Annotated in this window: 23 protein-coding genes; 18 read left to right on the forward strand and 5 right to left on the reverse strand. The window is 72.3% G+C overall.

The window, feature by feature from the left end:
* The first annotated feature begins 4 nt into the window (after window positions 1-4).
* From pgm to mftM, 12 genes are all read left to right on the forward strand, one after another.
* Window positions 5-1,660, forward strand: coding sequence for a phosphoglucomutase (alpha-D-glucose-1,6-bisphosphate-dependent) (gene pgm, locus V3C34_RS00415; RefSeq protein ID WP_346007782.1), 1,656 nt, complete (start codon window positions 5-7; stop codon window positions 1,658-1,660).
* Between the two features lie 115 nt (window positions 1,661-1,775).
* Window positions 1,776-1,883: a mycofactocin precursor MftA gene (gene mftA / locus V3C34_RS00420; protein ID WP_082807721.1), complete on the forward strand. Its 108-nt coding sequence runs from the start codon at window positions 1,776-1,778 to the stop codon at window positions 1,881-1,883.
* Window positions 1,884-1,941: 58 nt separating this feature from the next.
* A complete protein-coding gene (mftB, locus tag V3C34_RS00425) occupies window positions 1,942-2,202 on the forward strand; it encodes a mycofactocin biosynthesis chaperone MftB (protein ID WP_223277665.1) in 261 nt (86 codons plus the stop codon).
* Between the two features lie 9 nt (window positions 2,203-2,211).
* The gene (mftC, locus tag V3C34_RS00430) at window positions 2,212-3,474 is read left to right on the forward strand and encodes a mycofactocin radical SAM maturase (RefSeq protein WP_068328741.1); all 1,263 of its coding nucleotides are present in this window, start codon (window positions 2,212-2,214) and stop codon (window positions 3,472-3,474) included.
* A 13-nt stretch (window positions 3,475-3,487) separates the two neighbouring features.
* Entirely contained in the window at window positions 3,488-4,738 is a 1,251-nt protein-coding gene (mftD, locus tag V3C34_RS00435; RefSeq protein WP_084449797.1) for a pre-mycofactocin synthase MftD, read from the forward strand.
* A gap of 5 nt (window positions 4,739-4,743) precedes the next feature.
* Complete coding sequence (mftE, locus tag V3C34_RS00440; RefSeq protein WP_068424160.1) at window positions 4,744-5,457, forward strand: mycofactocin biosynthesis peptidyl-dipeptidase MftE; 714 nt, start codon at window positions 4,744-4,746, stop codon at window positions 5,455-5,457.
* On the forward strand, window positions 5,454-6,239 hold the full coding sequence (locus tag V3C34_RS00445) for a mycofactocin-coupled SDR family oxidoreductase (RefSeq protein WP_068424158.1): 786 nt from the start codon (window positions 5,454-5,456) through the stop codon (window positions 6,237-6,239). The genes mftE and V3C34_RS00445 overlap by 4 nt, the downstream gene beginning before the upstream one ends.
* Window positions 6,236-7,621 (forward strand): mycofactocin biosynthesis glycosyltransferase MftF, encoded by a 1,386-nt coding sequence (gene mftF, locus V3C34_RS00450; RefSeq protein ID WP_068424156.1) that lies wholly within the window; start codon window positions 6,236-6,238, stop codon window positions 7,619-7,621. The genes V3C34_RS00445 and mftF overlap by 4 nt, the downstream gene beginning before the upstream one ends.
* Before the next feature lie 200 nt (window positions 7,622-7,821).
* The gene (gene mdo, locus V3C34_RS00455) at window positions 7,822-9,114 is read left to right on the forward strand and encodes an NDMA-dependent methanol dehydrogenase (protein ID WP_338537457.1); all 1,293 of its coding nucleotides are present in this window, start codon (window positions 7,822-7,824) and stop codon (window positions 9,112-9,114) included.
* A gap of 99 nt (window positions 9,115-9,213) precedes the next feature.
* Window positions 9,214-10,404: a MoxR family ATPase gene (locus V3C34_RS00460; RefSeq protein ID WP_338537456.1), complete on the forward strand. Its 1,191-nt coding sequence runs from the start codon at window positions 9,214-9,216 to the stop codon at window positions 10,402-10,404.
* A 13-nt stretch (window positions 10,405-10,417) separates the two neighbouring features.
* Window positions 10,418-11,947 (forward strand): VWA domain-containing protein, encoded by a 1,530-nt coding sequence (locus V3C34_RS00465; protein WP_068328723.1) that lies wholly within the window; start codon window positions 10,418-10,420, stop codon window positions 11,945-11,947.
* Complete coding sequence (gene mftM, locus V3C34_RS00470) at window positions 11,944-12,861, forward strand: mycofactocin oligosaccharide methyltransferase MftM (RefSeq protein ID WP_068328720.1); 918 nt, start codon at window positions 11,944-11,946, stop codon at window positions 12,859-12,861. Before V3C34_RS00465 ends, mftM begins: the two co-directional genes overlap by 4 nt.
* A gap of 10 nt (window positions 12,862-12,871) precedes the next feature.
* On the opposite strand, the gene V3C34_RS00475 is transcribed toward mftM, so the two are convergent.
* Genes V3C34_RS00475 through V3C34_RS00485 form a run of 3 tightly spaced genes read right to left on the reverse strand, consistent with a single transcriptional unit; the run spans window position 12,872 to window position 16,175 of the window.
* The gene (locus V3C34_RS00475; RefSeq protein WP_068328717.1) at window positions 12,872-13,540 is read right to left on the reverse strand and encodes a MadR family response regulator transcription factor; all 669 of its coding nucleotides are present in this window, start codon (window positions 13,538-13,540) and stop codon (window positions 12,872-12,874) included.
* Complete coding sequence (locus V3C34_RS00480) at window positions 13,537-14,937, reverse strand: MadS family sensor histidine kinase (RefSeq protein ID WP_082817176.1); 1,401 nt, start codon at window positions 14,935-14,937, stop codon at window positions 13,537-13,539. The genes V3C34_RS00475 and V3C34_RS00480 overlap by 4 nt, the downstream gene beginning before the upstream one ends.
* Window positions 14,934-16,175: an iron-containing alcohol dehydrogenase gene (locus V3C34_RS00485; RefSeq protein WP_068328714.1), complete on the reverse strand. Its 1,242-nt coding sequence runs from the start codon at window positions 16,173-16,175 to the stop codon at window positions 14,934-14,936. Before V3C34_RS00485 ends, V3C34_RS00480 begins: the two co-directional genes overlap by 4 nt.
* A gap of 175 nt (window positions 16,176-16,350) precedes the next feature.
* On the opposite strand from V3C34_RS00485, the gene exaC reads away from it, so the two are divergent.
* From exaC to V3C34_RS00515, 6 genes are all read left to right on the forward strand, one after another.
* On the forward strand, window positions 16,351-17,874 hold the full coding sequence (gene exaC, locus V3C34_RS00490) for an acetaldehyde dehydrogenase ExaC (RefSeq protein WP_068328711.1): 1,524 nt from the start codon (window positions 16,351-16,353) through the stop codon (window positions 17,872-17,874).
* Window positions 17,875-17,911: 37 nt separating this feature from the next.
* A complete protein-coding gene (locus V3C34_RS00495; protein WP_068424150.1) occupies window positions 17,912-18,286 on the forward strand; it encodes a DUF779 domain-containing protein in 375 nt (124 codons plus the stop codon).
* Between the two features lie 42 nt (window positions 18,287-18,328).
* Window positions 18,329-19,579, forward strand: coding sequence for a threonine ammonia-lyase IlvA (gene ilvA, locus V3C34_RS00500; RefSeq protein ID WP_068328705.1), 1,251 nt, complete (start codon window positions 18,329-18,331; stop codon window positions 19,577-19,579).
* A gap of 52 nt (window positions 19,580-19,631) precedes the next feature.
* Entirely contained in the window at window positions 19,632-20,432 is an 801-nt protein-coding gene (locus V3C34_RS00505; RefSeq protein ID WP_068328702.1) for a class I SAM-dependent methyltransferase, read from the forward strand.
* 52 nt (window positions 20,433-20,484) lie between these two features.
* Window positions 20,485-20,766, forward strand: a complete 282-nt coding sequence (locus tag V3C34_RS00510) for a metal-sensitive transcriptional regulator (RefSeq protein ID WP_068328699.1) — start codon at window positions 20,485-20,487, stop codon at window positions 20,764-20,766.
* Between the two features lie 158 nt (window positions 20,767-20,924).
* Complete coding sequence (locus V3C34_RS00515; protein ID WP_082807719.1) at window positions 20,925-22,946, forward strand: heavy metal translocating P-type ATPase; 2,022 nt, start codon at window positions 20,925-20,927, stop codon at window positions 22,944-22,946.
* Between the two features lie 305 nt (window positions 22,947-23,251).
* Here the strand turns inward: V3C34_RS00515 and V3C34_RS00520 are convergent, their stop codons facing one another.
* Together V3C34_RS00520 and V3C34_RS00525 are read right to left on the reverse strand one after the other, a co-directional pair.
* Window positions 23,252-23,893: a VOC family protein gene (locus V3C34_RS00520; RefSeq protein ID WP_068328697.1), complete on the reverse strand. Its 642-nt coding sequence runs from the start codon at window positions 23,891-23,893 to the stop codon at window positions 23,252-23,254.
* Window positions 23,894-23,939: 46 nt separating this feature from the next.
* Complete coding sequence (locus V3C34_RS00525; protein WP_068328695.1) at window positions 23,940-24,746, reverse strand: TrmH family RNA methyltransferase; 807 nt, start codon at window positions 24,744-24,746, stop codon at window positions 23,940-23,942.
* Between the last annotated feature and the right edge of the window lie 6 nt (window positions 24,747-24,752).

Consider the following 24,752-nt stretch of genomic DNA (forward strand, 5'->3'; position numbering starts at 1 on the left):
CACCATGAGCGCAGCCGATCGCGCGGGCCAGCCCGCACTGCCCGAGGACCTCATCGACGTCAGCCACGTCGTCACCGCCTACTACGCGGTCCAGCCCGACCCCGAGGACGTCGACCAGCAGGTCGCCTTCGGCACGAGCGGGCACCGGGGCTCCTCGCTCACCGCGTCCTTCAACGAAGCCCACATCCTCGCCACGACCCAGGCGATCGTCGACCACCGCCGCGCGGCCGGCATCGACGGCCCGCTCTTCCTCGGCCGCGACACCCACGCCCTCTCCGAGCCGGCGTGGACCACCGCCCTCGAGGTCCTCGTCGCCGGCGGCGTCACCGTCCTCGTCGACTCCCGCGACGGCTACACCCCGACGCCCGCGATCTCGCACGCGATCCTCACCGCCAACCGGGGCAAGGACCTCACGGCGAAGGGGGGTGGCCTCGCCGACGGCATCGTCGTCACCCCGTCGCACAACCCCCCGAGCGACGGCGGCTTCAAGTACAACCCGCCCCACGGCGGCCCCGCCGACACCGACGTCACGAGCGCCATCGCGGACGCGGCCAATGCACACCTGCGCGATGGGCTGCGGCAGGTGCGGCGGACTCCCTTCGCCCGGGCCCGGGCCATCGCGACCGACCACGACTACCTCGACGCCTACGTCACCGACCTGCCCGATGTGGTCGACCTGCAACGGATCCGGGACGCCGGCGTGCGGATCGGTGCCGACCCGATGGGCGGCGCGGCCGTGCACTACTGGGGCGAGATCGGCGAGCGGCACGGCCTCGACCTCACGGTGGTCAACCCGCTCGTCGACCCGACGTGGCGGTTCATGACCCTCGACAAGGACGGCAGGATCCGGATGGACTGCAGCTCGCCGTCCGCGATGGCCAGCCTTGTCGCACAACGCGATCGGTACGACATCGCGACCGGCAACGACGCAGACTCCGACCGGCACGGCATCGTCACGCCCGACGCGGGGCTGATGAACCCCAACCACTACCTCGCCGTCGCGATCCAGTACCTGCACGGCGGCGCGCGAGCGGGATGGACGAGCCGGCGCATCGGCAAGACGCTCGTGTCGAGCTCCATGATCGACCGCGTCGCGGCCGACCTCGGCATGGACCTGTGGGAGGTGCCGGTCGGCTTCAAGTGGTTCGTCCCCGGCCTGCTCGACGGCTCGGTCGGCTTCGGCGGCGAGGAGTCGGCCGGCGCCTCTTTCCTCCGCCACGACGGGTCGGTGTGGACCACTGACAAGGACGGCATCATCCTCGCGCTGCTCGCCTCCGAGATCCTCGCGACCACCGGTCGCTCTCCCAGCGAGCACTACGCCGACCTCGTCGCGCGGCACGGCGAGCCCGCCTACGCCCGCGTCGACGCGCCCGCGACCCGTGAGCAGAAGGCTGCCCTCAAGGCCCTCACCCCGGCCGCTGTCTCCGCGGACTCCCTTGCAGGAGAGGCGATCACGGCCAAGGTCACCGAGGCCCCCGGCAACGGCGCGGCCATCGGTGGGCTCAAGGTCACCACCGAGTCGGCATGGTGTGCCGCGCGCCCGTCTGGCACCGAGGACGTCTACAAGATCTACGCCGAGTCCTTCCGCGGGCCCGAGCACCTGGCGCAGGTGCAGGCGGACGCCAAGGCCATCGTGGACGCGGCACTGGGCGGCGCCTGACCACCCGCCTGACCGACCCGGGCAGGCCACGGACTACCCGTTAGGGCAGTTACGGCCGTCCTCTCACGTCACTAACTTGGGCCGAACCAGACAGCGACGTCGGAAGGACAACACCATGGCAGACGAGCAGCACGACGGTCTCGAGCAAGACGCTCAGGTCGACGCAGTCGCCGATGACCTCGTGGAAGAGGTCTCCATCGACGGCATGTGCGGCGTCTACTGATCCGCGCCTCGACCAGAGATCGATGATCGCGATGAACGCGGAAACGCCACGGATGCTGATGCGGCCCTGGGAGCTGTCGGCATCCGTGGCGCTTCGCCCCGAACCCTTCGGGGCCCTGGCCTACAACTTCCACAACCGCAAGCTGTCCTTCCTCAAGCGACCGGAGCTCGTCCGCGTCGTGGAGCACCTCGCCGACCACCCGGACGTGCAGAGCACCCTGGTCGCCGAGGGCATCCCGCAGGAGCAGCACGACGGGTACCTGCGTGCGCTGCAGGGTCTTGCCGCCAACGGCATGATCCGCCCACGCACCGACTCCTGAGGAGCCAGCATGACCCTCACCACCGACCGACCCGCGGCCCGGCAGGCACCAGCCCGCCCCGAGGGCGGCACGCTCGTCGAGCAGTTCGAGTTCGGCCTCGACGCCCCGATCTGCCTGACCTGGGAGCTGACCTACGCCTGCAACCTCGAGTGCGCCCACTGCCTCTCCAGCTCGGGTCGGCGAGACCCGCGCGAGTTGAGCACCGAGCAGTGCAAGGCCGTCATCGACGAGTTGCAGCGGATGCAGGTCTTCTACGTCAACATCGGCGGTGGTGAGCCGACGATCCGCCCCGACTTCTGGGAGCTGCTCGAGTACGCGGTCGCCCACGACGTGGGCGTGAAGTTCTCGACGAACGGCGCCCGGATCACCCCCGAGCGCGCGGCCTTCCTCGCCGCGACCGACTACGTCGACGTACAGATCTCCCTCGACGGCGCGACCGCCGAGGTCAACGACTACGTCCGCGGCCCCGGCTCCTACGACATGGCGCTGCGTGCCCTCGACAACCTGCAGGCCGCCGGGTTCGGTGACGCCAAGATCTCCGTCGTCTGCACCCGACAGAACATCAGCCAGCTCGACGACTTCAAGGCCATCGCCGACCGCTACGGCGCCACGCTGCGCCTGACCCGGCTGCGTCCCTCGGGCCGCGGCGCCGACGTGTGGGACGAACTGCACCCGTTGCCGGAGCAGCAGCGGGTGCTCTACGACTGGCTCATGGCTCACGGAGAGGACGTGCTCACCGGCGACTCCTTCTTCCACCTTGCGGCCTTCGGCGAGTCCCTGCCCGGGCTCAACCTCTGCGGTGCCGGCCGCGTCGTCTGCCTCATCGACCCCGTCGGTGACGTCTACGCGTGCCCCTTCGCGATCCACGACCAGTTCCACGCCGGGAACCTGCTCACCGACGGCGGCTTCGGCGGGGTGTGGCGCGACTCCGAGCTCTTCCGCGAGCTGCGCTCCCCTCAGACCGGTGGCGCCTGCTCGAAGTGCGCCCACTTCGACAGCTGCCGCGGCGGCTGCATGGCCGCGAAGTTCTTCACCGGCCTGCCGCTCGACGGCCCCGACCCGGAGTGCGTCCAGGGCTACGGCGAGTCCGCCCTCTCGGGCGAGCGCACCGTGCCCGCCGCCAGCCAGGACCACTCCAAGGCCAACCCCACCCGCAACGAGCCCGTGATGCTCAAGCTCATGCGCCGCCGGCCCGAAGGGGAGACCGCTGCCCCGCCGCGTCCGGTCTCGCCGTGCGCCGAGAGCCCGCTCGCTGGCTTCGACCCTCGATGACGAGGACGAGACGATGAACAAGCCCGAGTGGCTCACCAACCCCTGGAAGCAGAACCCCTGGTTCGAGTCCGTCGCCGTCGCCCAGGAGCGCGCCCGCAAAAAGCTGCCCGCTCCCGTCTACGGCGCACTCGTCGCCGGGTCGGAGCGCGGCCAGAGTCGCGACGACAACCAGAGCGCCTTCGCCGAGATCGGCCTGGCTCCGCACGTCGTCGGCCAGCAGCCCGAGCGTGACCAGTCGACGACCGTCTTCGGCCAGCAGATCGGCTCGCCGGTCATCATCAGCCCCACCGGCGTCCAGGCGGTCCACCCCGACGGCGAGGTCGCCGTCGCCCGGGCCGCCGCGGCCCGCGGCACGATCATGGGCCTGTCCAACTTCGCCTCGAAGTCCGTCGAGGAGGTCTGCGACACCGGAGCGACGACCTTCTTCCAGATGTACTGGACCGGCGACCGCGACACGATGATCCAGCGGATGACCCGCGCCCACGAGGCCGGCGCCAAGGGCCTCATCGCCACCCTCGACTGGTCCTTCTCCATCGGCCGTGACTGGGGCAGCCCGGAGATCCCCGAGAAGGTCGACCTCAAGGCGATGATCCGGCTCGCCCCGCAGGTCGCGACGAAGCCTCGCTGGCTCGTCGACTTCGGCCGCCAGTTCATCGACACCGGCAAGCTGCCCGACCTCACCGCGCCCAACCTCACCCCGCCCGGAGGGGAGGCGCCGACCTTCTTCGGTGCCTACTACGAGTGGATGACCACGCCGCCGCCCTCCTGGCAGGACGTCGCGTGGATGCGGGAGCAGTGGTCGCAGATCAGCGGCACCCCCTTCGTCCTCAAGGGTGTCTCCCGCGTCGACGACGCGCTGCGCGCGGTCGACGTCGGCGTCGCCGGCATCTCGGTGTCCAACCACGGCGGCAACAACCTCGACGGTACCCCCGCCGCGATCCGCATGGTCCACCCGATCTCGCAGCGGGTCGGCCACCAGGTCGACGTCGTCATGGACGGCGGCATCCGCCGCGGCTCCGACGTCGTCAAGGCCCTCGCCCTCGGCGCCAAGGCCGTCCTCATCGGCCGGGCCTACCTCTGGGGGCTCGCCGCCAACGGCCAGGCCGGGGTGGAAAACGTCCTCGACCTGCTCAACGGCGGCGTCGACTCCGCGCTGCGCGGCCTCGCCCTCTCCTCCGTCGCCGAGCTGGGCCCCGAGCACCTGCTCGTCCCCGAGGGTTTCCACCGCGAGCTCGGTGTGCCCGCGGCCGCGACGACGCGCTGACGGGCATGCCCTCCCCCGACCGGCCGCGCGAGCTGGCCCACCTTGCCTCCGCGGAGGCCGAAGGGGTGGACCTCCTCGTCGTGCCGGTCGGGTCGATCGAGCAGCACGGCCCGCACCTGCCGCTCGACACCGACGCGCTCATCGCCACCGCCGTCGCCCAGGGCGTGGCCGAGCGGCTCACCGCCGCGGGGACGACGGCGTGGGTCGCGCCCGTCGTCGCGCTCGGGTCGAGCGGCGAGCACCAGCACTTCCCCGGGACCATCTCGATCGGCACCGAAGTCCTGCGCCAGGTCGTCGTCGAGCTCGTCCGCTCGGCCCGCACCTGGGCCCCACGGGTGCTGCTCGTCAACGGGCACGGCGGCAACAGCCAGGCGCTGACCGCCGCCGTGGGGCAGCTCGTCGACGAGGGCCACGACGTCGGCTGGGCCGCGTGCGCCACCGAGAGCGTCGACCTGCACGCCGGGCGGACCGAGACCTCGCTGCTGCTCCACCTGCGCCCCGAGACCGTCCGCCTCGACCGCGCCGAACCCGGCGACACCCGGCCCCTCGCCGAGATCCTGCCCACGATGATGGCCGGCGGGGTCATCGCCGTCTCGCCCAACGGCGTGCTCGGCGACCCGACCGGCGCGAGCGCCGCCGAGGGCGCGCCGGTCCTCGCCGCGATGGTCGACGACGTCGTCGCGCAGGCGCTGCAGCCCACCCTGGAACCCTCGTCATGAGCCGGGTCGCCCTCGTCACCGGGGCCGCCCGCGGGATGGGGGCGGCGACCGCCCTTCGTCTCGCGGAGGAGGGCTACGACGTCCTCGCGCTCGACGCGTGCGCCGGCCCCACCGCCCACCCCTACCCGATGCCGACGGTCGACGACCTCGAGTCGGTCGCCGCCGACCCGCGAGCCGGCGGCCGGGTCGTCACCCGGGTCGCCGACGTGCGCGACCCCGCGGCCGTGGCCGACGCGGTCGTCGACGCCGTCGAGCGGTGGGGGCGGCTCGACGCCGCGGTCGCCGCCGCCGGGATCGTCGCCGGAGGCCAACCCCTCTGGGAGACACCGACCGACCAGCTCGACCTGCTCTGGCAGGTCGACGCGCTCGGCGTCTGGCACACCGCGGCCGCCGCCGTCCCCGCGATGCTCGCTGGGCCGGACCCCTCGGGCGGCCGGTTCGTCGCCATCGCCTCCGCGGCCGGAGGGCGCGGCCTCTTCCACCTCGCCGCCTACAACGCCGCCAAGCACGCCGTCGTCGGCATGGTGCGCGGGCTCGCCGCCGACCTCGTCGGCACCGGCGTCACCGCCGTCGCCGTGAGCCCCGGCGGCACCGACACCCCGATGCTCGCGGCGACGGCCGCCCTCTACGGCACGACGAGCGAGCACCTCGCCGAGCACCAGCTGCTCCGCCGCCCCCTCGACCCCGACGAGATCGCCGCCACCGTGAGCCTGTGCTGCTCCCCCGCCGGAGCCGCGCTCAACGGCGGCGTCGTCGCCGCCGACGGGGGGTTCAGCGGATGACCACCCGGTTTGCCCCCGGCTACGAGGCCCGGATCCGCCACGACGTGCGGGCCTACGACGACGGCCTGCTCGTCGGCGGCTCCCCGCTGCGGGCCGTGCGCCTGGGCGCCGCCGCCCGCGAGCGCGTCGTCGACGGTCGCCTCGTCGTGCGCGGCCCCGCCGACGAGCCCCTCGTCGCCCGCCTCGTCGACGGCAACCTCGCCGACCCCGTGCTCCACGGCGCCGGCCCCGACCCGTCGGAGATCACCGTCGTCATCCCGATCCGCGACCGGCCCGAGCAGCTCGCACGAGCCCTCGACGCCCTCGACGGACTGCGCTGCATCGTCGTCGATGATGCGTCGCACGACCCCGACGCGGTCGCCCGGGTCGCCGCCGACCACGGCGCGCGGGTCATCTCCCTGCCCGTCAACCTCGGCCCCGCCGGGGCCCGCAACGCCGGCGTTCTCGCGGTGGAGACCCCCTTCGTCGCGCTCGTCGACTCCGACGTCCAGGCCGACGCTGCGATGCTGCGCCGGCTGGCCCGACACTTCGCCGACGACCAGGTAGCGCTCGTCGGGCCCCTCGTGCGCAGCCGGGCCCGCGCCGACGACCCCGCGTGGTTCGAGCGCTACGACGAGCAGGTCTCCTCGCTCGCCCTCGGGCGCCGCGCCTGCTCGGTGCGGCCGGGGGCCGCCGTCGGGTGGCTGCCCAGCGCCTGCCTCGTGGCCCGCGTCGACCGGCTGCGCGCCGCCGGCGGATTTGCCGAGGACATGCGCGTCGGCGAGGACGTCGACCTCGTCTGGCGGCTCGTCGACGCCGGCCAGACCGTGCGCTACGACCCCGACGAGATCGCCTGGCACGACACCCGCGCCACCGTCGGCGGCTGGCTCGGCCGCAAGTTCCTCTACGGCACCGGCGGCGCCGGCCTCGCCGCCCGCCACGGGCGCAAGGGCGCCCCCGCCGTCATGTCCGCGACGATGGCCGTCACCGCCGCGGCCGTGCTCGCCCGCCGCCGCTGGTCGCTGCCCGTGGCCGGCTTCGGCCTGCTCTGGGGCGTGCGCTCGCTCGACCGACGACTGCCCGAGGGGCCGCAGCGGCGCGAGCTCGCCGTGCGCCTCGGCGCCCAGGGCCTGGGCTGGGCCGTCCGGCAGGAGACCGCGCTGCTGCTGCGCCACTGGTGGCCGCTCGCCGCCGTCGCCGCGACCCGCAGCAGCACCGTGCGTCGAGCCCTCGTCACCTCGCTGCTCGTCGACGTCGTCGTCGCCCGGACCGACCACCCCGAGGCGACCTACGACCCGATCAGCCGCCGCCTCGACGACCTCGCCTACGGCGCCGGCCTCTGGGTCGGCGCCGCGCGAGCCCGGTCCCTCGGAGCCCTCCTGCCCCGCCGTCCCGGCGGCTGACGGCGGCCCTCCCTTCGCCCCACGAGCCGAGCCGGCACCGCGGGGCGATGACCCACGTCCGGGCGCTCTGCAGGGCCCTGCCCGATCGGGCAGGTGGGCACCTGCCACGGGGGTGGGGATCTGGACTCTGGACTGTCCGGCCGGTGCACCGCCGCCCTAGGTTCCGAGAGCAACCCACCCCCGGTCAAAGGAGACCAACAATGCAGGTTGATGATCTGCTCAAGCCATTCCCGATCAAGGAGTTCCACCCCTTCCCGCGCGCCATGATGGGCCCCGGAGCCTGGGAGATGATCGGTCCGGAGGCCCTCAAGCTCGGCTTCCGCAAGACGCTCGTCATGACGACCGGCCTGCGCGGCACGGACATCGTCAAGAACATCGTCGAGTCGATGAGGTACCACGGCCTCGAAGTCGTCGTCTACGACCAGGTCGAGTCCAACCCCAAGGACTACAACGTCATGGACTCCGTGGCGCTGTACCAGGAAAACGCCTGCGACTCCTTCGTCTCCATCGGCGGCGGCTCCGCGCACGACGCCTGCAAGGGCGCGCGCATCTCCGTCGCGCACGACGGTCGCAATGTCAACGAGTTCGAGGGCTTCAACATGTCCGAGAACCCGAAGAACCCGCCGCACATCGCGGTCTCCACCACGGCCGGCACCGGCTCCGAGACCTCGTGGGCCTACGTCATCACCGACACGACGACCGACCCGGACAACCCCCACAAGTACGTCGCCTTCGACGACGCGTCCGTCGCCAGCCTCGCCGTCGACGACCCGGTGCTGTACTTCGACTGCCCGACCGACTTCACCGCCCAGTGCGGCTTCGACGTCCTCGCGCACGCCTCCGAGCCCTATGTCTCGCGACTGAACTTCGAGCCCTCGCTCGGCAACGCCATCCGGGCGATCAAGCTCACCTCGGAGAACCTGCGCGAGGCGGTCTGGAACGGTCAGGACCTCAAGGGCCGCGAGGGCATGATGTACGCCCAGTACATCGCCGCCCAGGCCTTCAACTCCGGTGGCCTCGGCATCATCCACTCGATCAGCCACGCGGTGAGCGCCTTCTACGACACGCACCACGGGCTCAACAACGCCATCGCCCTGCCGCGCGTGTGGGCCTTCAACATGCCCGCCTGCTACGGCCGCTTCGCCGACATCGCGGAGGCCATGGGCATCGACACCCACGGCATGACCAAGGTGCAGGCCGCCGACGCCGCGCTCGAGGCGTCGATCCGGCTGCTGCGCGACGTGGGCATCCCCGAGCGCTTCGTCGACGTCACCCAGGACAGCTACTCCAAGAACCGCCTGGGCACCGGGCCGACGGAGTACTACAAGAACTCCCCGGAGATCAAGGGTGACGCCGCGGACGTCGACCGCATCACCAACCACGTCCTCGGCGACGCCTGCACCCCGGGCAACGCCAAGGAGTGCACCTTCGAGACCGTGCGCCCCGTCGTCGAGCACTGCATGACCGGTGACCTCGACGACCTCATCAGCTGACGCACCTCACCAAGCCGCGGCGGTCCCCCTTCGTCCCCACCGGGTAGGAGGACGAAGGGGGACCGCCGCACCCCCGGACGAACCACCGACAGGAGCGCCATGTCCACCACCACGACGGACGCCGTGCCCGCCCTCGCGAGCGTCGAGGACACCATCGAGCAGTTCCGCGAGCACGGGTACCTCGCCGACCGCAAGCTCGCGACCACCGTCTTCCTCCAGACCCGCCTGGAGAAGCCGGTCCTCCTCGAGGGGCCGGCCGGCGTGGGCAAGACGCAGCTGGCCCAGAGCCTCGCCGAGGTGACCGGACGCCGCCTCATCCGCCTGCAGTGCTACGAGGGCCAGGACGAGTCGAAGGCCCTCTACGAGTGGGACTACGGCAAGCAGCTGCTCTACACGCAGATCCTGCGGGAGAAGATCGGGCAGATCGTCTCCGACGCCGCCGACCTCACCGAGGCCGTCGACCGGATCTCGGCGCACGACAGCATCTTCTTCTCCGAGCGATTCCTCGCGGCGCGACCGCTACTCGAGGCCATCACCAGCGAGGACCCCGTCGTCCTACTGATCGATGAGGTCGATCGGGCCGATGAGGCCCTCGAGGCCGTGCTGCTCGAGCTGCTCTCGGAGTTCCAGATCTCGATTCCCGAGATCGGTACCGTCCGGGCCAAGCACCTCCCGCTCGTCGTACTGACCTCCAACAACACCAGGGACCTGTCGGCCGCGCTCAAGCGCCGCTGCCTGCACCTCTTCCTCGACTACCCGAGCCCCGAGCGCGAGCTGGACATCCTGCGCTCCAAGGAGACCGGGCTGCAGGACGCGCTCGCCGCGCGCCTCGTCGAGATCGTCCGCGGCCTGCGCGAGCTCGAGCTGCGCAAGGCGCCGAGCATCTCCGAGACCATCGACTGGGCGCGCACGCTCGCCGTCCTCGGGGTCGACGAGCTCGACGCGACCCTGCTGTCGGACACGCTGAGCGTCGTCGTCAAGTACGACCGCGACCTGCGCCGTGCCGGCGAGGCGCTGCCCAAGCTCGTCGACCCCAATGCCGTCGTCCCCGAGGGGCACGACCACGGGCACGGGCACGACCACACGCACGACCACCCTCATCCCCACGGCTCCGACCACGGGGACGACGACGTCGACGGGCGCGAGGCCCGCAAGGCGAAGGACGCCCCCGGCCGCCACGACACCGACTACTACGGAGCACCCGGGGGTCTCGGGACCTCCCGCAAGGTGACACCGGGTCAGGGCGACCGCTCCTTCGCCGGTCGGGGCGCGCGCAAGCGCCCCCTGTGAGGAGGGAGCGACGATGGAGACCACCCTCCACCGCTTCGTGCGGATCCTGCGGCTGCGCGGTGTCCCGGCGAGCGTCGCCGAGGCCATCGACGGGCTGAAAGCCGCCGCGCAGCCGGGCGTCCTGGAGGACCGCGAGGTCCTCCGGGCCGCCCTCGCGGTCAGCCTCATCAAGGACCGCCGGGACATGCCGGTCTTCGACGAGACCTTCGACCGCTTCTTCTCGCTGCGGCCGGTGCTCACCCAGGACCCCGAGCACGGGCACAGCCACGACGACCTCTCCGACGACGGCGAGCTCACCGAGTTCTCCCTGTCAGAGGAGCCGGGCGACATGCCTCAGGACGGTCACTCGCACGGCAAGCCGGTCGACCTGCACGACTTCTTCCGGCCCGAGGACATGGCGCAGCAGTACAACCTGCACCAGGAGGCCAACCGCCTCGACATGGCCAACCTCACCGACGAGATCGTCCTGTCCGACGGGACCCAGGCCGGTCCCGACGAGGCCGCGCGCGTGCAGATCTCCACCTCGCGGCTGCACAACCCCGGGGCACCGGGCGACCTCGCCCGCCGACCGGGCATGCAGGTCGACGCCGAGCTGAGCGTCGCGCAGGAGATGGCCCTGCTCGCGTGGCTCGACGAGTCCTCCGACCTGCCCGAGGGCGACGAGGACGAGGGACCGGAGATGGCGGCGCTGCGCGAGGCGCTGCAGCCCTTCCTCGACGCGCTGCCCGAGCGGCTCAAGGGGTTCCTCGAGGAGCTCATGGCCCGCGAGGCCGAGCTGGAGATGCGCGAGATCGAGGCGGCCCAGGCCGAGACCGTCGACGAGGCCGACCGGGCCGCGCTCGAGGACTCGATCCGCCGGCTGCTGCGCTCGCTGCACGGCGCGCCCCGCCCCCGGCGGCACACCGCGGCCCGCGGGACGATCGACGGCCGGCTGACGATGCGCCGCAACATGCGCTACGACGGCGTGCCCTTCCGCCCCGTCACGGTGAGCAAGGTCGAGGACCGGCCGCGGCTGCTCGTGCTGTGCGACGTCTCGCTGTCGGTGCGGCAGACCTCGCGCTTCATGCTCCACCTCGTCCACTCGCTGCAGTCCGTCGCGGCCAAGGTGCGCTCCTTCGCCTTCGTCCAGGACTGCGTCGAGATCACCGACCTCTTCGCCGACCACCCCGTCGAGGAGGCGCTGTCGCTCGTCATGTCCGGCCTGCCCGCGGGTGGGGTGCTCGACGTCGACGCCGACTCCGACTTCGGGTCCGCCTTCGAGGTCTTCCTCGAGCAGTACGGCGGCGCGCTCAACCGGCGCACGACGGTCATCGTCCTCGGCGACGGGCGCAACAACGGCAACGACCCGCGGATCGAGGTCTTCGAGGAGATCGCCCGGCGGGTGCGCTCGGTCATCTGGCTCACGCCCGAGCCGCGCTACTCGTGGGGCCTCGGCAGCTGCGACCTGCCCCTCTACGCCGAGTCGTGCGACCGCGTGCAGGTGGTGCGCAGCCTCGGCGGGCTCGAGCGCGTGTCCGCCGCGACCGTGGGGGCGGGGACGTGATCCCCGTCGTCGCGAGCGCCGAGCCGCGGCCCATCGACCCGCTCGCCCCCGGGCGGCCCGCCTACGTCGACGACCTCGTCCGGGTCGTGCGCACCGACGGCGAGCTGCCGCGGCGCACCCTGCGGACCGTGCGGACCGAGCACTTCGACATCAGCCACGAAGGGGGCCGGGTCGCCATCGCGCACCGCGTCCCCCTCGAGGAGGTGCACGCCGGTCTCGCGGAGCTGCTCTCCCGGGAGATCTTCGGCCCCGGGTGGCTGCGCGGCGCCGACGTCTTCGAGCGGATCATGACGGGCATCGTCCTGACGTCCGCCGACGACCCGCTGAGCGCGTGGGAGCACTTCTACCGCACGAGCCTGCGCACGATCGAGGCCGCGACCGACCTCGCCGACTCGCCCTCCGCGGGGATGCACGGCGCGGTCGCCGGGTACGCCCCCGTCTACGCGCGCGCCGAGGAGGTGCTCGTCGGCGACTCGGTCGTCGAGCTGGGCTCGTGCTTCGGCTTCTTCTCCCTGCGCCAGGCCGGGACCCGCGAGGTGACGGCCATCGACGTCTCCGCAGGGTCGATCCGCCTGCTCGAGCAGGTCTCGGCGCAACTCGGCACGCCGGTGGAGGCGCTCACCGCGGACGCCGCCCACGTGCCGCTGCCCGACGGGTGCGCCGACACCGTCGTCGCGCTCCACCTGCTCGAGCACCTCGAGCCGCAGCACGGCTGGCGGGTCGTCACCGAGGCGGTCCGCCTCGCCCGCCGCCGCGTCGTCATCGCCGTTCCCTACGAGGACGAGCCCGAGGAGCTGTGGGGTCACGTGCGCACCCTCACCCGCGAGGACCTGGCCGCCTACGGCCTGCGCACCGGCCTCCCCTTCGCCGTCGAGGAGCACCACGGGGGCTGGCTCGTGCTCGACCTCGCCTGAGCGAAGGGGGTCAGAGCAGGCCGGCCTTGGAGGCCGCGTACACGGCCTCGGCCCGGCGCGAGACGCCGAGCTTGCGCAGGATGTTGCCGACGTGGAACTTCGCGGTCGTCTCGGAGATGAAGAGCTCGGCGCCGATCTTGCTGTTGGACAGGCCCGACGCGAGCAGCCGCAGGACCTCGAGCTCGCGGCTCGTCAGCTCCTTGGGCTGCTCCTCCTCCGCCCCGTGCAGCCCGCGGACCATCGCGGCCGCCGACCGGGCATCGAAGGCGCTGCCCCCGCGGCTCACGTCACGGATCGCCCGGACGAGGCCCGAGGTGTCGACGTCCTTGACGACGTAGCCACGCGCGCCGGCCCGGATCGCCCGCAGCACGAGCCGCTCGTCGAGGAAGGTCGTCAGCACGAGCACCGCGATGTCGGGGTGGAGCGTCGTGAGCTCCTCGCACAGGGCGATGCCCTCGCTGTCGGAGGAGGTCGAGAGCTTGAGGTCGAGGCAGACCATCTGCGGGGAGAGCTCGGCCACGAGCTCCTTGGCCCGGGCCGCGTCCTCGGCCTCGCCGACGACCCGGATGCCCTCCTCGCGCTGGAGCACCGAGCGCAGGCCCTGGCGCACGATGGCGTGGTCGTCGACGAGGAGCAGCCGGATCTCGTCCTCGTCGGTGGTGCTCGTCGCTGTCGTCATGCTCGTCCCCTCTCACCGGTCCGGTCACCCTGCGCGAGCTGCTCGATGAGGCTGTGCCGCTCGCCGTCCGACGGGACGGGCACCCGGATCTCGACCCGCACTCCCCCGATGCGGGCGCGGCGGAACCGCACCCGCCCGCCGAGGTCGGCCACCCGCGCCTCGATGTTGGCCAGGCCGCGGTGGCTGCCGTCGGTGCTGCGACGCTCGACGCGCAGCAGCCGCCCGAGCACGACCGGGTCGCCGCAGCCGTCGTCGGCCACCGACGCGACGACCTCGTCGGGCCGGTAGTGCAGGCGCACCACCGCCCGCGTCGCCTGCGCGTGGAGCGCGACGTTGAACATCGCCTCGCCGACCGCCCGGGCGATGTCGTGCTCGGCGTCGGCGCCCAGCGGCACGGCCTCGCCCGCGACGCGGACCTTGACCTGCAGGTGGCTGCGGTGGTGCTCGGCGACCTCGCGGACGAGGTCGGGCAGCGAGGCGAGGGTCTCGCCCTGGGAGCGGCTCAGCGCGTAGATCGCCCGGCGCAGCTGGCTCACGGCCTGCTGGGTGAGGTCCTTGGCGGTGACGAGCTGCTCGTGCATCGGGTCGGCGGTCCCCGACCGTGCCTCGACCTCGCCCCGCGCGATCTCGACCGCCATGCCGGCCGAGAGGACGTACTGCGTCACCGAGTCGTGCAGCTCGCGGGCGATCCGGCCGCGCTCGGTGTCGATGAGCTCGCGCTGCCGGGCCAGCTCGAGCCTCTTTTCGAGGCGGTGCAGCTCGTGGGTGCGCTGTTCGAGGTCGCGGGCCTGCGCCTGCACCTCGTCGTAGAGGCTCTGCGCCCGGCGGTGCTGGCGCTGGCCCTCGAGATACTGCTCCGACGTGTGCAGCGAGACGGCGGCCTGGTTGGCGAGGATCCGCAGCACCGCGAGGTCGCCGGGCTCGGGGTCCGCGGCCAGGCCGTGCAGCCCGGCGAGCGCGCCGACGGGGGTCCCGGCGAGCACGACCGGCACCCGCACCCACGGCCCCTCGTCGGCCGTGCGCACCGCGAGACCCGCACGGATCGCGCCCAGCTCGCGGCGCACCATCGGCGGCAGTTGCTCCTCGTCGTCGACGGGGGTGGTCTCCCCCTTCGCCAGGGCGAGGACGCGGGGCCGGGCCCCGATGAGCCGGCCGTCGGCGATCGCGAGGATCATCCACTGCGCCTCGAGGTGGGACGCCGCCGCGCGCACGACCTCTTCGAGGAGTCCTCGCGGACCCTCGTGGGTGCGCACGAGCGCCCGGGAGATCGAGTCCATCGCCCGCACGGCCCGCTGGGTGCGCTCGTCGGAGCGGACGTAGGCGCGGTAGTAGGACCCCTTGCCCGAGCGGACACCGGTGAGCGCCTCGAGGTCGTGGGCCGACCGCGGGGTGCTCACAGCGCGCCCCGGAAGAGCGCCCGGATGTCGTCCTGGTCGGCCGCCCGCGGGTTGGTCGTCAGGCAGGCGTCCTCCAGGGTGGTCGCCGAGAGGGAGTCGAGGTCCTCCTCCCGCACGCCGAGGTCGCGCAGGCCCCGCGGGACGCCGACGTCGTCGGCCAGCCGGCGCACGTGGTCGGCGAGCAGCTCGGCGGCCTCGTCGCCCGGCACGTCGCCGACGGTCAGCCCGGCCGAGCGCGCCAGCCCGACGAAGCGGTCGGGCGCCGCACGGGCGTTGTAGCGGATGACGTGCGGCAGCAGCACGCCGTTGATCACCCCGTGGGGTGCGTCGAGGAGGCCGCCGACCTGGTGGCTCATCGCGTGCGTCGCGCCGAGGATCGCGTTGGTGAAGGCCATGCCGGCCTGCAGGCTCGCCTGCGCCATCTTGCCCCGCGGCCCGAGGTCGAAGGGGTGGTCCATCGTCTCGCGCAGGTGGCCGCAGACGAGCCCCACGGCGCTCAGCGCCTGACCGTCGGCGATCGGGTTGTGCGCCCGGGAGACGTACGACTCGACGGCATGGGTCAGCGCGTCGAGACCGGTCGCGGCGTTGAGGTCCTCGGGCATCGTCGTGAGCAGCCGCGGGTCGGTGATCGAGATGTCCGGGACGAGGGCGCGGCCCATGATCGTCAGCTTCACCCGGCGGTCGGTGTCGGTGACGATGCAGAACTGCGAGACGTCGGCGCCCGTGCCCGAGGTGCTCGGGATGATGAGCACCGGCGGGATCGGCGCGTCGACCTTGTCGATACCCGCATAGTCGCGGATGTCGCCGCCGTTGCCCGCAAGGACCGCGACCCCCTTCGCCGCGTCGGCACAGGAACCCCCTCCGATGGCGACGATGACGTCACCACCCACCTCGAGGTAGCGCTCGTAGGCGGCGGCGATCTCGTGGTCCTTGGGGTTGGGAGTCACCGAGGTCCACACCGTCGGCTGGAGACCCTCGGCCCGGAGGAGCAGGACGAGCTCGTCGACCCAGCCCGCCTCGACGATGCCCGGGTCCGAGACGACGAATGGACGCTGCGCGCCCAATCGCGCTGCGGCACGGCCGGATTCGTCGAGCGAGCCGGGGCCGAAGAGGATCTCCGGGGCGTGGAACTTCAGGAGGAAGGGGCCGTCGGACGGACCGGTCACCTCGGACGCGGACTCCGGGTCCGCGTGTCGGTGTCGGCTCGTCGTCGTCGACGTGATCCCTCCCGGTCTCATCCGGTCACCGTAGCCCCACGTCGGGGTGCACGGTAGGTCGACGGAGCAGACCTACCCGATCGGGTAGGTGGGTGCGCACGCGACCAACCTTCGACCAACCTCCCCCGTCCTACGGTCGGCCCAGGACGACGGCGCGACGGAGCGTCGTCGGTTGACTCTCAGGAGGCAGACAGACATGGCCGTCTACAGCCAGCCGGGCAGCTCGGACTCGACCATCGAGGTCAAGGCGCAGTACGACAACTTCATCGGTGGCGAGTGGGTCGCCCCGGTGAACGGAGAATACTTCGACAACATCACGCCGGTGACCGGGCAGGTCTTCACCCGCGTCGCACGCAGCACCGCCGAGGACGTCGACAAGGCCCTCGACGCGGCCCACGCCGCCAAGGACGCCTGGGGCCGCACCTCGATCACCGAGCGGTCCAATATCCTGCTCAAGATCGCCGACACCATCGAGGCCAACCTCGAGGACATCGCGGTCATCGAGACCTGGGACAACGGCAAGGCCGTGCGCGAGACGCTGGCCGCGGACATCCCGCTGGCAGTTGACCACTTCCGCTACTTCGCCGGGGCCATCCGCGCCCAGGAGAGCGGCAACACCGAGATCGACAACGACACCATCGCGTACCACTTCCACGAGCCGCTCGGCGTCGTCGGGCAAATCATCCCGTGGAACTTCCCGATCCTCATGGGCGTCTGGAAGCTCGCGCCCGCTCTGGCCGCCGGCAACTGCATCGTCCTGAAGCCGGCCGAGCAGACCCCGTGGTCGATCCTCAAGGTCATGGAGCTCATCGGCCACCTGCTGCCCGCCGGCGTCCTCAATGTCGTCAACGGCTTCGGCCTCGAGGCCGGCAAGCCGCTCGCGTCGAGCCCGCGCATCGCCAAGATCGCCTTCACCGGTGAGACGACGACCGGCCGGCTGATCATGCAGTACGCCAGCCAGAACATCATCCCCGTCACGCTCGAGCTCGGTGGTAAGTCGCCGAATGTCTTCTTCGACGACGTGGCCGCCCAGGACGACGCCTTCTACGACAAGGCACTCGAAGGCTTCTCGATGTTTGCGCTCAACCAGGGCGAGATCTGCACGTGCCCGTCGCGGGCGCTGGTCCAGAAGGGTATGTACGAGAAGTTCGTCCCCGACGCCATCAAGCGGGTCGAGGCCATCGTCCAGGGCAACCCCCTCGACACCGAGACGATGATGGGCGCCCAGGCGAGCAATGACCAGTTCGAGAAGATCAAGAGCTACCTCGACATCGGCCGCGAGGAGGGCGCCAAGGTGCTCACCGGCGGTGAGGTGGTCGACCTCGGCGGTGACCTCTCGGGCGGGTACTACATCGCCCCGACGGTCTTCGAGGGCACCAACAAGATGCGCATCTTCCAGGAGGAGATCTTCGGCCCGGTCGTCTCGCTGACCTCCTTCACTGACGAGGAGGAAGCCCTGTCGATCGCCAACGACTCGCTCTACGGCCTCGGCGCGGGCGTCTGGTCGCGCAGTGCCCACACCACCTACCGCATGGGCCGGGGCATCCAGGCCGGCCGGGTCTGGACCAACTGCTACCACCAGTACCCCGCGGGTGCTGCCTTCGGTGGCTACAAGGCGTCCGGCATCGGACGTGAGAACCACAAGATGATGCTCGATCACTACCAGCAGACCAAGAACCTGCTGGTGAGCTACGACCAGAACAAGCTCGGCTTCTTCTGATCGAGCCCGATCACCGACACGAAGGGAGTTCCCCGCCATGGGTACACGCGTCGACCTCACTGACGAGGCAGCAACAATGCTCGCGACGCTGGAGCGGCGGCACGGACCGCTGATGTTCCACCAGAGCGGCGGCTGCTGCGACGGGTCATCGCCGATGTGTTACCCGGCGGGGGACTTCATCACGAGCGAGGCCGACATCAACCTCGGCACGCTCACCAGCGAGGGCTTCACACCGATCGAGTTCTGGATGAGCGTGTCACAGTACGAGTACTGGAAGCACACCCACCTCACGGTCGACGTCGTCCCGGGGCGCGGTTCCGGCTTCTCGGTCGAGGCACCCGAGGGCGTGCGCTTCCTCATCCGGTCGCGCCTGATGACCGAGGACGAGCTGCGGGAGTTCGACCTCCTCTGAGCGGGGTGGGGGCGGCGGAGCGAGCAGGTCTACCGTGGGGTCGTGACCGCTCCCCTCCTCACCGCAGCCGCCGTCGACGAGGCGGCAGCCCTGCTCGCCGATGTCCTGCCGCCGACCCCGCTGCACCGCAGCGAGCGCCTGTCGACCGCGACCGGCGCCGACGTCTGGCTCAAGCGCGAGGACCTGCAGCCGGTGCGGTCGTACAAGGTGCGCGGGGCCTACACCTTCATCGCCCACCTCTCCGACGAGCAGCGGGCGAAGGGGGTCGTCGCCGCCTCCGCGGGCAACCACGCGCAGGGTGTCGCGCTCGCCGGTCGCCGGCTCGGCGTACGTGCCCGGATCTACCTGCCGCGCAACACCCCCCGGCAGAAGCGGGAGCGGGTCGCTGCGCTCGGTGGCGACCTGGTCGAGGTCATCGTCACCGGCGAGGTCTACGACGACGCGGCGGCCGCGGCGGCCGCGGATGCGGCACGCAGCGGCGCGGTCATGGTGCCGGCCTTCGACGCCCTCGACACGATGGCCGGGCAGGGGTCGGTCGCGGTCGAGATCGTCCGGCAGCTCGGCCGCACCCCCGACCTCGTCACCGTGCCCGTCGGCGGCGGCGGGCTCCTCGGCGGCATGGCCACGTGGCTCGCCGCCAACTCGTCCACGACCCGCCTCGTCGGGGTGGAGCCGGAGGGGGCGGCCTCGATGGCCGCGGCCCTCGCCGCGGGCCGGCCGGTCGAGCTCGAGGAGGTCTCCCCCTTCGTCGACGGGGCCGCGGTCCGGCGCGCCGGCGACCTCACCCACGCGGCCGTCGCCGCGACCGGCACCCACCTCACGTCGGTCTCCGAGGGGGCGCTGTGCGTGGAGATGCTCGCGATGTACCAGTCCGACGGGATCATCGCCGAGCCCGCGGGTGCCCTGGCGACGGCGGTCCTGCCGGACCTGCGGATCGAGCCGGGCGCCACCGTCGTCGCCGTCGTCTCCGGCGGCAACAACGACGTCTCGCGGTACGCGGAGATCGTCGAGAAGGCGCTCATCCACGAGGGTCGCAAGCACTACTTCCTCGTCGACTTCCCCCAGGAGCCGGGCGCGCTGCGACGCTTCCTCGACGAGGTGCTCGGGCCCGACGACGACATCGCGTACTTCGAGTACGTCAAGCGGAGCAACCGGGAGACCGGCCCGGCGCTCGTCGGCCTCGAGCTCGGTCACGCCGACGACCTGCTCCCCCTGCTCGCCCGCATGGACGCCTCGCCGCTGACGATGGAGCGGGTCGACCCCTCGAGCCCGCTCTTCCGGTTCATCGGCTGACGGACCCGCCGAGGGGCTGTCCATCGGGGCCGGGCCGGCGCATACTCGAGGGGTGCCCTCCGACCTCGGGTTCGCCGGCTCCGTGCCGTACGTCTACGACACCCTCCTGGTGCCGCTGATGTTCCTCGACTACGCCGAGGACGTGGCGCTCGCGGTCGCCGCCACCGCTCCCGACGAGGTCCTCGAGACCGCGGCCGGCACCGGTGTCGTGACCCGGGCACTGCACCGGGCCCTCCCCTCCGCCCGGATCACCGCGACCGACCTCAGCCCGGCCATGCTGGACCGCGCGGCCCACCATCTCCCGGCCTCCGAGTCCGTGACCTGGGCACCCGCCGACGCGCACGACCTCCCCTTCGACGACGACTCCTTCGACGCGTTGGTGTGCCAGTTCGGGGTGATGTTCCTCGACCGCCCCCGCGCCCACGCCGAGGCCCGGCGCGTCCTTCGGCCCGGAGGACGGCTCGTCCTCGCCGCATGGGGACGCCTCGAGGACAACGAGGCCGCGCTCGGCGTGCAGGAGGCCCTCGAGGCCCTCCTCCCGGACGACCCACCCCTCTTCCTGCGGCGGGTCCCCTTCGGCTACACCGACGTGGGCGTCATCCGGGCCGAGCTCGAGGACGCAGGCCTCACCGACGTGGACGTCCGCGTGGTCGCCCACCGCAACCGGCCCGCGTCCGCCCACGACATCGCCCTCGCGCACTGCCAGGGCACGCCAGTCGCCAACATCCTCGCCGAGCTGCAGCTCGACGCCGAGCAGGTCACCGAGGACATGGCGCGGCTGCTCCGCGAGCGGTGGGGTGACGAGCCGGTCAGTGGCCCCATCACCGCGCACCTCGTCACGGCGACGGCCTGAAATACCCTGCCGGGGTATGGTGTTGACCTCTGGAGACCATCAGGAGGACGACATGGCCGGCTACAGCGGCAGCAAGGACGACTACCTCAAGCGGTTGCGCCGCGTGGAGGGCCAGATCCGCGGCATCTCGCGGATGGTCGAGGAGGACACCTACTGCATCGACATCCTGACCCAGGTGGCCGCCGCGACCAAGGCCCTGCAGGCCGTGAGCCTCGGGCTGCTGGAGGACCACGTCGGCCACTGCGTCGTCGATGCCGCCCGCGAGTCCGACGAGGCCGCGGCCGCCAAGGTCGCCGAGGCCAGCGCGGCGATCGCCCGGCTCGTCCGCTCCTGAGTCGACCGGTCGTCGTCAGCCCCCCGATCGAGGTACAAGGGGTCGATGGGCCAGCGACCGGATAAGCGGTCGCGAATACCTCGATCCGGGCAGACGGCACCGGCGACGCGCCACCCCGGCCTCCCTCGGGAGCCACCCGCCGGACGGGACAATGAGGCATGAGCACCACGACCACCCCCCGCCCCGAGGCAGACGTCGAGCCGGCCACCGGGGACGAGGGCAGCATCGCGCCCGGCCCCCGACTCGCTCCCCCGACGCACACCGCGCTCGAGGGCACCGACCTGCAACGGCGCACCGCCGTGGCCGTCGTGCTCTCGCTCGCCGTCGTCGTCCTCGCACTCGGGCCGTGGGACGGGCCGGCCATCCCGTGGGTCCAGTGGCTGCTCGCCACCCCGGTCATCGGCTGGGCCGCCTGGCCGCTGCACCGAGCCGCGGTCCTCGCCGCCCGCCGCCGCAGCACCACCACCGACACCCTCTCGAGCCTGGGTGTCGTCCTCGCCTGGCTGTGGTCCACGGTCACCCTGCTGACTGGCGCCGGAGCAGAGGCCACCTACTTCTTCGCTCCGGCCGCCGTCGTCACCGCCTGCCTCCTCGTCGGCCGCTGGGTCGAGGCCCGGGCCATGGACGCGGCCCGGGCGGACCTCGACGAGCTCACCGGGCTGGGCGCCGACGGGGTCGCCGTGCAGCGCATCGACTCCCGCACCCGGGCGACGACCGAGGTCCTCCTGCCGCTCGGCGACCTGCGGGTCGGCGACCACTTCATCGTCCGGCCCGGCGAGCGGGTCGCCACCGACGGCGTCGTCGTCGACGGCACGAGCTCGATCGACACCTCCTTGCTCACCGGCAGCACGGTCCCGCTCGACGTCCGCAGCGGGGACCACGTCGACGCCGGCACGGTCAACACCTCCGGCCGCCTCGTCGTCGAGGTCACGGCGCTCGGCGCCGACACCACCCACGCCGAGATCGTGCGCCGCGTCGAGCGGGCGCAGACCGGGTCGTCCGACGCACAGCGGCTCGCCGACCGGGGCGCCTCGGCGCTCGTGCCCGCCGTCCTTGGCCTCGCCGTGCTGGCCTTCTTCGGCTGGTGGGTCGGCAGCGGCTCGACGGTGACCGCGCTCGGCGTCGCCGTCGCCGTCCTCGTCATCGCCTGCCCCCTCGCGCTCGCCCTGGCGACCCCGGCGGCCGTGCTCGTCGGCACGACCCGCGGCGCCCAGCGCGGCATCCTCGTCGCCGGCCCGCACGTCCTCGACGGGGTCGGTCGCATCGACACCCTCGTCCTCGACAAGACCGGCACGATCACCACCGGCGACGCCCAGGTGACCGACCTCGCCGCCGCCCCCGGCCTGCATCCCGCCGCTGTCCTCACCGCGGCCGCGGCGGTCGAGTCCGGCAGCGACCACCCCATCGCGCGGGCGATCGTGCGCCGGGCGCAGGACCAGGGCATCAAGATCCCCGTGGTCCGCGACTTCGAGGCGCTGCCCGGCTCCGGTGCCGTCGCGTCGATCAAGGACACCCGCGTCACGGTCGGCCGGGCCGACCTCTTCGACGAGGTGCCGGCCGAGCTCGCAACGCTCGAGCGTCCCGGGACGACGGTCTTCGTCGGCTGGGGCGGCACCGCCCGCGGCGCGCTCACCGTCGCCGACCCGGTGCGCGACTCGTCCGGGGACGCCCTGCGCTCCCTGCGCGCCGCCGGTCTGGAGATCTGGCTCGTGAGCGGCGACAACGCGCACAACGCCACCGAGATCGCGGCGAAGGTCGGCATCGAGCCCGAGCACGTCATCGCCGACGTGCGCCCGCAGGACAAGCACGACGAGATCGCCCGGCTCCAGGAGGCCGGCCGGGTCGTCGCCGTCGTCGGTGACGGCAGCCACGACGGCACCGCCATCGAGCGGGCCGACCTCGGCCTCGCCCTCGGCACTGGCGCCCCGTTGGCTGCGGACTCGGCCGACATCGTCCTCGTCCACGGTGACCTCGAGTCCGTGCCGCGGGCGGTCGCGCTCACCCGGCGTACCCACACCGTGAGCCGGCACAACGTGCTCTTCGCGATCGGCTACAACGTCGTCGCGCTCCTGCTCGCGCTCACCGGTCTGGTCCCGCCGGTCGTCGCCGGTGCACTGACCGCGGTGGCGTCGGTCGCGGTGGTGCTCAGCTCCCTTCGCCTGCGGCGCGCTGCCGACTGACCCGAGACGAACGTCGGCCCGGGTACGCCCCCTGCGGGTACCCGGGCCGACGCGTGACCGGCAGAGGTGTCACACCTCCGCCCGCCACGCCTCCCTGTAGAGAGCGAGCCGCGGGTCTGCATGAGCGGCCGCCGGTGGATCCGCTCGGCGACGAGACGCATCGGCTGCAGGATCGCGGAGAAGGGGGGCACCCAGCCGGGTACGTCGGCCACCGTCCCCGAGAGGGGGGCAGGCGACGAACCACGCGGCGATGAGCTTGCTGAGGAGCGACTCGCCGACGTGGTCGAGCCGGGAGGCCACGGTGGTCAGAGGGTGACCGGACCGCCGGGGGTGTTGAAGGTGACCGACATCAGGCCCGGCGTGCCGTGCGGCGCGACGAACTCGAAGTCGATGACGGAGGAGGTCTCCTCGGGCGGCAGGCCACCGAGCCAGTCGGTGACGCGCGCCGGGTCGCCGGCGATCATCAGCGCGGAGATGGTCACCTCGGTCTCGGCCTCGGCCGAGGGGTGAGGGGAGTCGTCGTTCCACTTGACGAAGAAGGGCAGCTGCGGGTCGGCGAGGGTGCCCTTGATGCCGATCTGCTTCCAGGTGAACTCGCGGCCGTCGGCGAGGCGACGGTTGCCGTCGACGGCCGGGCGGTCGAGGCGCGCCTCGACGGCCTCGAGGTCGTCGTCGACCCGGATGACCCAGCCCATCCAGCCACCACCGGCCTCGGAGCGGGCACGGACGACCTGGCCGAAGGGGGCCTTGTCGGAGCTCGGGTGGTCGAGGACCCCGACGACCTCGACGTAGCGCTCGTGGGCGAGCGGCAGGATCATGTTGCGCGTGCCGAAGCGCGGGTGGATACCCCCGTCGACGGGGGTCACGCCCAGTGCCTCGCCCAGACGCTGGGCCGTGGCCTTGACACCGGACTTGTCTGCTGCAAAGGAGACATGGTCGACGCGCATGCAGGCATCGTGACACAGGCCGCACCCGGGCCAGTAATCGGGGTGGTCAGACCCGTCGCTGGCGGACCGCCTCGTAGACGACGACGGCAGCAGAGGTGGCGACGTTGAGCGAGTTGGCGCGTCCGACCATGGGGATGCGGACGCGGTGGCGGGCACCGGCGAGGGCGGTGTCGGTGAGACCGTACTTCTCCGAACCCACCGCCAGCGCCACGGGACCGGTGAGGTCGACGTCGGTGTGCTCGACGTCGGTGTCGGGCGTCGTGGCGACGACCCCGATGTCGCGCTCGGCGAGCCACGCGAGGGCGTCGTGCGTGCTCGCGGCGGCGACCGGCACGGAGAAGACGGTGCCCTTGCTCGACCGGATGACGTTGGGGTTGCCCCAGTCCGTCACCGGGTCCGCGGAGATGACGAGGGAGACGCCGGCCGCGTCGGCGGTGCGCAGCATCGCGCCCAGGTTGCCTGGCTTCTCGACGCCCTCGCACAGCAGGACGAGCGCGCCGTCGGGAAGGTCGACCTCGTCGAGCCGGAGGCCTGGTGCGGGCACCTTGGCGAGGATGCCGTCGGGCCCCTCCCGGTAGGCGACCTTCTCGAAGGCGGCGCGCCCCAGCTCCACGACCTCGGCGCCGGCGGCGCGGGCGCCCTCGACGAGCGCGGCGCCGACGGAGGGGTCGAGCATGAGCTCGGGGCAGTGGAAGAGCGCGATCGGCGCGACCCCGGCGTCCAGCGCGAGGGTGGTCTCCTCGAGGCCCTCGACGAGGGTCGTGCCGGTGCTCTCACGGGCACGACGGCGCCGGAGCGTGACGAGGTCCTTGAGCCGCTGGTTGGCCGGGGAGGTGATGACGAGATCGGACATGGCGGG

It is taken from the genome of Janibacter terrae, from assembly GCF_039636765.1.
Classification (GTDB): Bacteria; Actinomycetota; Actinomycetes; order Actinomycetales; family Dermatophilaceae; genus Janibacter; species Janibacter terrae.